We start from the raw sequence: 8,467 nt of genomic DNA on the forward strand, positions 1-8,467 counted from the left end.
CATCCGTCGCTTCAACCCGTCCTCGCCCATGTAAGCAGTTTACATACGCCGCAGCAAGGCTAAAGGGACTGTCCCTAGGTCCGTTTATGACCTGTTGAGACAGCCCCTTGAATCGCTTCCCCGCCAAAAGCTCAAATGAATGTACTGAATCTATCCCTTGAAACGCCTGCCCTCCAGTCTTGCACGCGAGGTCATGCCCCGGCGAAGCTGGCGTACATCTGACTCTTGCGGCGCAGCGCCTCGGAGGTCGCCGCCCGCTTGGCCAACTCCGGACGGCTGTCCGGGCTGGCCCGCCAGAACGCTTCGTCCCGATAGAGCGCGAGCAGCGCATGTTCGGCAGCCGCGCAAGCGTCGAACTCATTCTCCAAGAGGAAATAGCAGATCCGGTAGCACAACGCCTCGTGCAACTTCAGCTCGGTCACCTTTTCTCCGAATGTCATGCCAGCTTCCTCCCTTCCGCCAATCCCAGCTCCAGCAGCGTCCGCGTCTGATCGAACCGCGCCTTCGGCGTCGCGGTCCCCATGACGACCGTCACGTAGCGCCGGCCGTCCAATCGGAACGAGCCCGCGAAGCAATAACCGGCAGCCGCGGTGTATCCCGTCTTCAGCCCGTCGTTCCCGACCGTGCCGAAGCGCTGACCCGGCAGCATCTCGTTGGTCGTCCGCAGCGCGACTTGCGTCCCGAAGCCGCGCGCTTCGCCTTCCCGCGTGAAGTTCAGAATGTCCGGCTCCCGCTGCACCACATACATGGCTAGCTTGGCTACATCCTTCGCCGTCATGACGGTCTCCCCTTCGCTCGCGGCCGCGGAGAACGCCTTCAGATCGGCGCTGGACAGCCCCGTCGCGTTCGCGAAGCGGGACTGCTTCGACAAGCCGATCTTCCTCGCCTTGGCATTCATCCGGGCGACGAACGTCCGCTCGTCTCCCGCCGCGTACTCCGCCAGCGCCACGGTCGCGTCGTTGGCGGAACGGACGGCCATCCCCCGGAAGAGGGTCTCGACCGTCACCCGCTGGCCTTCCGACAGCCCCATGCTTGCGCCGCCGACCTTCGCCGCATAACGGCTGACCGTCACTTTGTCGTCCCAGCCAAGCTTGCCGGCAGCGACGTCTTCCAGCACCAGCGTCTCGGTCATCAGCTTCGACATGCTGGCGGGCGGCATCGGCTTGTCCGCATTTTGCGCATAAAGCCATTCCCCCGACGCTACGTCCAGCATCACGGCCGATTTCGCTTCTACCTTGGCGGACTGCGCCTTTCCCTCGGGTCGATCAAAACCTAGCGCGCCCCAGCCGAGCGATGCGGTCGCGAGCGCCACTAGCGCAATTCCCTTTTTCACGTCGCCATCCTCCCCTGTCTTTGCTCTATGCCGTCATTTTAGCGCGCGGGATTTAAGGGAACCGAAAGAAGTTCTCATTTTTTTCTTAAGAAAACTTAAACAACGTTCCTCGGGCAACAAAAAAGAGCCTCGCAAGGCTCTCGTTAAGCAGGATTATTCTTCGGCTTCAGCGGCAGCGCAACCCGGAACGCCGTCCTCAGCGCATCGCTCTCGGCCGCGATCGTGCCGCCGTGCATCTCGACCAGACTCTTGGAGATCGCAAGCCCGAGACCGGAACCGCCGCTGTGTTCGGTCCGCGACTTGTCCACCCGGTAGAACCGGTCGAAAATATAGGGCAAGTCGGTCGAAGGGATCGGCTCCCCGTAATTCGTCACTTCGACAACCGCTTCGTTCGGGTAGCGATAGACGGCGATGTCGACCTTGCCCCCGTCTTTGCCGTAGGCGACGGCGTTGATCAGCAGATTCTCGAACACGCGGACCAGCTTGGCGGGATCGCCCATTACCGTTACTTCGGCGTCCGGAGCGCGAAGATGTCCCTCCATGCCCGCTTCCGTCAACATGACCCGCTGATGCTCGAGCAACTGCTTCATCATCTCGGTGAGATTGATCGCGGACAGCTTCAGCGTTTGGGCCGCGTGCCGCGTCCGGGTATACTCGAACAAATCGTTGATGAGCACATGCATGCGCTGCGACTTCTGATATGCGATCGAGATATAGTGGCGCAGCTCGATCTCGTCCCTGTAGCGGTCCTGTTCGGCCAAGCCCAGGTAGCCCAGGATCGAGGTCAGAGGCGTTCTCAGATCGTGGGAGACGTTCGTGATCAGCTCGTTCTTGGTTTGCTCGGCTTTGCGCTCCTCCGCCATCGAATGGTTCAGGCGCTCCACGAACCGGTTCGTATGCGTCGCCAGCACCCGCAGCTCGTTGTCGCCCCGGATCGGGACGCGCGCGTCGAAATTGCCTTGCGAGATATGGCCGACTGCATTGAGTATCGTATGCAGATACCGGAACCGCGGCCAACTCAACAGGCACATAAATACGATCGCGAAGAAGAAGCTCCCGGTATAATAGAGCCCCGTCTGCCCAAACAAATCCACGATCAGGTACAACATACGCCTGAAGGTTGTGCTGTAATTGGTCAAATACGTCACTACGAATATCGCGAATGCCATCGTGATCATCCCGAGCACGACGCTCAGCACCATCTGCCAGATGAGCCGCCATAGCATGCGGCCCGCATAATTAGGCGTCAATTTTGTAGCCTACCCCCCAGACCGTGGCGATCAGCTTGTCCCCGAGTTCCTGCTCCAGCTTGTCCCGAAGCTTGCTGATGTGGACCATGACGGTGTTGTTGGACTCGAAGTATTTCTCTCCCCACACCTGCTGGAAGATCTCTTCCGCGCTGAACACCCGTCCCGGGTTGTTCGCCAGGAGATAGAGGATCCCGAACTCGGTCGACGTGAGATGAATCGGATTCCCGGCGGCCTCGACCGAATGCGTCAGCTTGTTGATGCGCAGCGGACCGACCGTCAGGATGCCTTCGGCCGGTGCCGGCGACGCGGCGGCGGCTGCCGACTGGCCGAACAGGTAGGAGCGGCGGAGCAGCGACTTCACGCGCGCCAGCAGCTCGAGCGGATTGAACGGCTTGATGAGATAGTCGTCGGCGCCGGTCATGAGCCCCAGGATCTTGTCCATGTCTTCGGCCTTCGCGCTGACCATGAGGATCGGGATCTCCCGCTCGGCCCGTATGCGGCGGCAGGCTTCCAGACCGTCCATCTTCGGCATCATGACGTCCAGCACGATGAGGTCGAACGGCTCCTGCGCCAGCCGCTCGATGGCTTCTTCGCCGTCATGGGCCTTGTCCGTCGCGTAGCCTTCGTTTTTCAAATAAATATCGATCAGATTCGCGATTTCGCGATCGTCGTCCACGATGAGGATTTTTCGGTTCAAAGAATCGGGCACCCCTGACTGCTGTCTTTTTTCTTACTATAGCCTAACATGGCCAAGTTGTCCTGCGCGAAGCCGCAACCTTTAGAAAGCTTAAGCTTTTTTTAAACATTGTTAAGCCGCGGCGCGCGGGCATTCCGGCTAAGTCTCTCCCTTTGAAGCAAGGCGGTTCTAACCGAAGTCGATTCCGGAAATGGACAAACGTAATTTATCCTTGTCGATTCCGCCAAAAAAAAGCGAACGAGCGGATCGCTCGTTCGCCTCTGGCCAGGCCGGCTTCCTTCCGTCATCTCGCCGCCGCGCTGAACTGCGCCCGGTGCAGACGGCTATACAGCCCTTCCGCGCGCAGCAAGTCCTCGTGCCGGCCCTGCTCGCTGATGCCGTCTTCCGTCACCACGACGATCCGATCCGCGTTCTTGATCGTGGCGAGGCGGTGGGCGATGACGAGCGTCGTCCGGCCGGCGGACAGCTCGCTCAGCGATTGCTGAATGGCCGCTTCGGTCTCGGTATCGAGCGCGGAAGTCGCTTCGTCCAGGATGAGGATCGGCGGGTTCTTCAGGAACATCCGAGCGATGGCGAGCCGCTGCTTCTGCCCGCCGGACAGCTTCACGCCGCGCTCGCCGACGATCGTGTCGAGGCCGTCTGCCTGCGTTCGGATGAAGTCGTCCAGCCGGGAGCGCCGGGCCGCTTCCCAGATCTCGGCCTCGCTCGCATTCAGCTTCCCATAGAGGATGTTCTCGCGAATCGTGCCCGCGAACAGGAAGACGTCCTGCTGCACGATGCCGATCTGCCGCCGCAGCGACGACAGCTTCATCTCGCGGATATCGATGCCGTCGATCGTGATCTCGCCTTCGTTCACCTCGTAGAACCGGGGGAGCAAGCTGCACAGCGTCGTCTTCCCGGCGCCGGATGGTCCGACGAACGCGACCGTCTCCCCTGCGCGGATCGACAGATCGATCCCCTGCAGCGCTTTGACGGTCGCGTCATAGCCGAACGTGACGCCGCGATAGCGAATATCGCCCTTCAGTTCGCCGACCTCGATCGCATCCGGCGCATCCGCCACGTCCGGCACCGTGTCCATGAGCTCCGTAAACCGCTTGAAGCCCGCGATGCCCTTGGGGTACGTCTCGATGACGGCATTGATCTTCTCGATCGGACGGAACAGCACGTTCGTCAGCAGGATGAAGCCGATGAACTCGCCGTAGTGCAGCTGGTCTTGGAAGACGAACCAGGCGCCGCAGATCATGACAATCAGCGAGACGAGCCGCATTAGCATGTAGCTGAGAGAACCGCTCTTCGCCATGATCTTGTAGGCCAGCAGCTTCGCCAGACGGAAGCGCTGATTGTTCTCCCGGAACAGCGCCTTCTCATGCTCTTCGTTCGAGAAAGCCTGCACAACGCGGATGCCGCCTACATTGTCCTCGACGCGGGCGTTGAAGTCCGCGATGTCCGAGAACATCTTGTGAATGGCGCGGGTCATCCGGCCATTGAAGTAGATCGACAGCACGATCAGAATCGGGACGGTCGCGAACGTGATCAGCGCCAGCTTCAGATGGATGCCGGCCATCAGCGCGAATGCGCCGATCAGCGTCATCGCGGCGATGAAGATATCCTCCGGGCCATGGTGCGCCACTTCGCCGATCTCCATGAGGTCGTTGGTCATGCGGGACATGAGATGGCCGGTCTTGTTGTTGTCGAAGAAGCGGAACGACAGCTTCTGCACGTGGTCGAACAGCTTCTTGCGCATGTCCGTCTCGATATTGATGCCCAGCATGTGGCCCCAATAGGTCACGACGAACTGCATGAACGTATTGAGCAAGTAGACGGCCAACAAGCCGGCGCAAGCCCATAGGATCAGCTGCCAATCCCGGCTCGGGAGCAAGTCGTCGACCACCTTGTTGACGGCCAGCGGGAAGCCCAGCTCCAGCAGGGCGGCCAAGATCGCGCAGCAAAAATCCAGGTAGAACAGCCCTTTATAGGGTTTGTAAAAGGACGCAAAACGGCGTATCAATGCGATTTCCTCCTATGGCGCAAGACGACGGGAATATGTGTTTATAATATCACAGATCTCCCGCGCGAAAAATGATAATGAATATCATTCTTAAATGAAATCAAAAAAGCCGCCGCGCTCCGGATTCGGAGACGCGGCGACTTGTTCATGCGATGGGACAGACCGATTGCGATTTATTTCGCTGCCGGCGACGCGCTGACTGCAGGCGATGCAGGCTCGCTGGCTGCCGGCGATGCGGACGGCTCCGGCGTATCGGTCAACAGATTCTTGTAGCCGGTGTCTTTCTTGGCTTTCTGAATCCATTCGGATGCGCCTTCGTTGATCTTCTCGTCCAGATAGGCGCTCTTCACTTCGTCCTTCACGTCTTCATAGGTCGGGACGACGGCTTCTTTGCGGTCGGTCACTTTAATGATATGGAATCCGTTCGGGGATTCCACGACGCCGCTCAGCTCGCCTTTTTTCAGATTGAACGCCGCGGTCTCGAACTGTTCGTTCATTTGGCCTTTCGGGAAGAAGCCCAAATCGCCGCCGTTGTCCTTCGAACCCGGATCGGTCGATTTCTCCTGGGCGAGCTTCGCGAAGTCGCCGCCGTTCTTCAGCTGCTTCAGCACGTCCTCGGCTTCGGCCTTCGTCTTCAACAGAATGTGGGAAGCCTTGACTTCCTCCACCGTGCCGAAGTTCGCTTTGTTTTTCTCATAGTAAGCCTTAAGGTCATCATCCTTCGGCGCAGACTGCTTCTCGAATACCGCGCGCAGCTCGACCTGCGTCTGGATCTGCTCGCGGAAGCTCTCCAGCGACATGCCGCTGCCGGCGAGCGCGGATTCGAGCTGGGCGTCGCTCGTGAAGCCGTTCTTCTCTTTGATCTTGGCGAGCTCTTTGTCGATGTCGGCGTCGGATACTTTCGCTCCGGCCTTGTCCGCTTCGATCTTGATCAGCTTCAAGGTCATATAGTTGTCCAGCAGAGAACCGACTTGCTCCTTGCCGCTCTGCTTGACCATCTCGTCGTAGAGCTCGGCCTTCGTGATGTCCTTGCCGTCGAGCTTGCCGACGGCTTCGTTCATCCCGCCGCCGCTCGTTCCGCGAACGAGTACGACGGCGAGCGCGACCACCGCGATGATGGCGATCACCCAAGGGACGACGGCGGATGCGGGCTTTGCCGGTTGTGCTTCAGACGCCGGCACTACCGCTGCTGCGTTATCGCTATGCTCGTCGGAGCTCAGCTCCGTTGCGGTCTCGAATTCAGGCTCCGGCAGCTTGTCCGCCGCCTGTTCCTCCAGCTTGTCCGTTGCCGTTTCTGTTGTTTCTTCCGGCTCGGACGATGCCGGGTTTTTCGGATCTTTTTCCAAATCGCTCATTCCATTAATCCTCCTCAATGATGGCCTGTCATTTCTCCACTATATCAGCTTTTCGACATTTTACCTTAAGCTAACCTAAAAATTAAAAAAATGAGTCCGAATAAATTCGATCGCCTGCCGGTTCTGGTCTCCGCCGACGGTATGGCCGGAGAACGGATAAACCCGAATCTCCTTCGGGGCGGCAACGCGGTTGTAGGCCGCATAGATTGTCTCCGGCATGGTCGTCAGGTCCTTCAAGCCGACGGTGACGAATAGCGGAATCCGAATCCGGTGCGCCAGGTTCATGTTGTCGAAGTAGCTGAGCGTCTCCATGATCGTGTCCAGCTTGTCCGGGAACCGCGCCGCGAACTCCGCCGCTTCGGTGAGCGAGCTCTGCGAATTCAGAATGCCGTAATCCATGTGGCACATGTTCGGAATATGCGCGACCGCGATCGCCGGCACGGTCGACAGCGCCGCCGCGATGAACGCTAGGCCGCCGCCTTGGCTCTCGCCTTCCACGCAGATTCGGGTCTCGTCCACTTCCGTCTGACCGGCCGCCCATTCCAGCGCTTTCAGCGCGTCGAGGGAGATGGCTTTATAATAGAATGAATCTTTGGTCAGAATTCCTTGCGTAACCCATCCCCGGGTCATGCCGTACGCCTGTTGGAGATGGTTGCCCGTGTCCCCGCCTTGCCCGCGCACGTCAACCGCGAAGACCGCCATGCCCATCAGCGCATACTGCGCATATTGCTCCGGATAGCCCTTCCCGCCGGTGTACCCGTGAAAGATAACCGTGCAAGGCAACCGCTCTCCCGCCATGCCGCGCGGCAGCAAAAACCACCCATGGATGCGGGTATCGTCGAAGCCCTCGTACTCGACCCTGTAGGCCAGCAGCTGCGGAAAGGGCGTCTCCACTTCGGCGCGGACCGCGTTTAAAGGCTTGTCCGCGAACGCCGCGATAACGTCGTCCCAGTAGGTATCGATATCCGGCTTCGCCGTCAATTCGGGCAAGTATCGTTCCAGATCCGCGATTCTTCTCGCGATGGCGTTGCTCATGGGCGAAGACCCCTTCCTATTTTATCCTATTAGCGTCGCACCAACCCATCATAGCCGATGCACCGCGACAAAAAAAGCCTTTCCGCGAAAAATCGTGCATCTAAAGCGTTCGTTTGTATTACACAGTGCCGTGCCGCCACCCCCAGCGGTCGCTATACCCCCATAACATATGGCAAGGTCATTTCAAGGATCAGGACTACTGTACTGTTCGGCGATTTACGCGCATTCCCCGCTTTAACCCTGATTGTGTGTGCGCCAATTTTAACGCAAATATGCTAATAAACGGACCTGTTAGACGACCATTCCATACAATAGCATGGTGATGATCATGCAACATCTGGTAACACGAGGGAGGGAAAGACTTTGAACGAATTACATTCCATTTGCCAAAGTTGTTTGAATCAGCGCGTTCTTGTTTCTACACGAGATGGGCGGGTCCATGAAGGAATGCTCGTCAATTTTAACAGTCATAGCCTTTATTTGGATACTTCCGCCGCCTTTATTTCAAACAAGGCAAACACAAAAGCATTCGGATTCGGAGGTGGCATTCTCGCTCTTGCCCTATTCGACATATTAGCCATTGCCTTAGTAGCTGGCGGCGCATTTTGGTAATTGCGACCGCGGTTCGTTTTCAGTCCTCGTCGCCCTGACGCGCCCGAACATCTTCGGCTACGGGGAAGTGAGCCAGTACAACCGTTCCAGCATGCTGATTCAACCTATATGCCGTATTCGATATGCGCAAACCATAAAAAAAGCCCCGGCGCAATTGGAGGCCACTGAATAACTAAC

At 58.3% G+C, this 8,467-nt stretch carries 8 protein-coding genes; 1 reads left to right on the forward strand and 7 read right to left on the reverse strand.

Translation table 11 applies throughout. From position 1 onward, the window contains the following. Nucleotides 1–191: 191 nt before the first annotated feature. The 7 genes from H7C19_RS32690 to H7C19_RS32720 all read right to left on the reverse strand — a co-directional run bounded on the left by H7C19_RS32690 (nucleotide 192) and on the right by H7C19_RS32720 (nucleotide 7,678). A complete protein-coding gene (locus H7C19_RS32690) occupies nucleotides 192–440 on the reverse strand; it encodes a hypothetical protein (protein WP_185673284.1) in 249 nt (82 codons plus the stop codon). Then, nucleotides 437–1,333 (reverse strand): D-alanyl-D-alanine carboxypeptidase family protein, encoded by an 897-nt coding sequence (locus tag H7C19_RS32695; protein WP_313732054.1) that lies wholly within the window; start codon nucleotides 1,331–1,333, stop codon nucleotides 437–439. Before H7C19_RS32695 ends, H7C19_RS32690 begins: the two co-directional genes overlap by 4 nt. Before the next feature lie 143 nt (nucleotides 1,334–1,476). Next, the gene (locus tag H7C19_RS32700) at nucleotides 1,477–2,583 is read right to left on the reverse strand and encodes a sensor histidine kinase (RefSeq protein WP_185673285.1); all 1,107 of its coding nucleotides are present in this window, start codon (nucleotides 2,581–2,583) and stop codon (nucleotides 1,477–1,479) included. Next, complete coding sequence (locus tag H7C19_RS32705; RefSeq protein WP_185673286.1) at nucleotides 2,573–3,280, reverse strand: response regulator transcription factor; 708 nt, start codon at nucleotides 3,278–3,280, stop codon at nucleotides 2,573–2,575. Before H7C19_RS32705 ends, H7C19_RS32700 begins: the two co-directional genes overlap by 11 nt. 283 nt (nucleotides 3,281–3,563) lie before the next feature. After that, nucleotides 3,564–5,288: an ABC transporter ATP-binding protein gene (locus H7C19_RS32710; protein WP_185673287.1), complete on the reverse strand. Its 1,725-nt coding sequence runs from the start codon at nucleotides 5,286–5,288 to the stop codon at nucleotides 3,564–3,566. A gap of 173 nt (nucleotides 5,289–5,461) precedes the next feature. After that, complete coding sequence (locus H7C19_RS32715) at nucleotides 5,462–6,643, reverse strand: peptidylprolyl isomerase (RefSeq protein WP_185673288.1); 1,182 nt, start codon at nucleotides 6,641–6,643, stop codon at nucleotides 5,462–5,464. A 75-nt stretch (nucleotides 6,644–6,718) separates the two neighbouring features. After that, entirely contained in the window at nucleotides 6,719–7,678 is a 960-nt protein-coding gene (locus tag H7C19_RS32720; protein ID WP_185673289.1) for an acetylxylan esterase, read from the reverse strand. Nucleotides 7,679–8,041: 363 nt separating this feature from the next. Between H7C19_RS32720 and H7C19_RS32725 the strand changes: the two genes are divergently transcribed. After that, complete coding sequence (locus H7C19_RS32725) at nucleotides 8,042–8,290, forward strand: LSm family protein (protein ID WP_185673290.1); 249 nt, start codon at nucleotides 8,042–8,044, stop codon at nucleotides 8,288–8,290. Nucleotides 8,291–8,467 lie beyond the last annotated feature (177 nt).

Source organism: Cohnella nanjingensis (assembly GCF_014212125.1).
Lineage (GTDB): Bacteria > Bacillota > Bacilli > Paenibacillales > Paenibacillaceae > Cohnella > Cohnella nanjingensis.

Bases quoted from the DNA above. Each gene is read 5' to 3' on its own strand.
- H7C19_RS32690 (WP_185673284.1), bottom strand. From the start codon at position 440: ATGACATTCGGAGAAAAGGTGACCGAGCTGAAGTTGCACGAGGCGTTG.
- H7C19_RS32715 (WP_185673288.1), bottom strand. From the start codon at position 6,643: ATGAGCGATTTGGAAAAAGATCCGAAAAACCCGGCATCGTCCGAGCCG.
- H7C19_RS32720 (WP_185673289.1), bottom strand. From the start codon at position 7,678: ATGAGCAACGCCATCGCGAGAAGAATCGCGGATCTGGAACGATACTTG.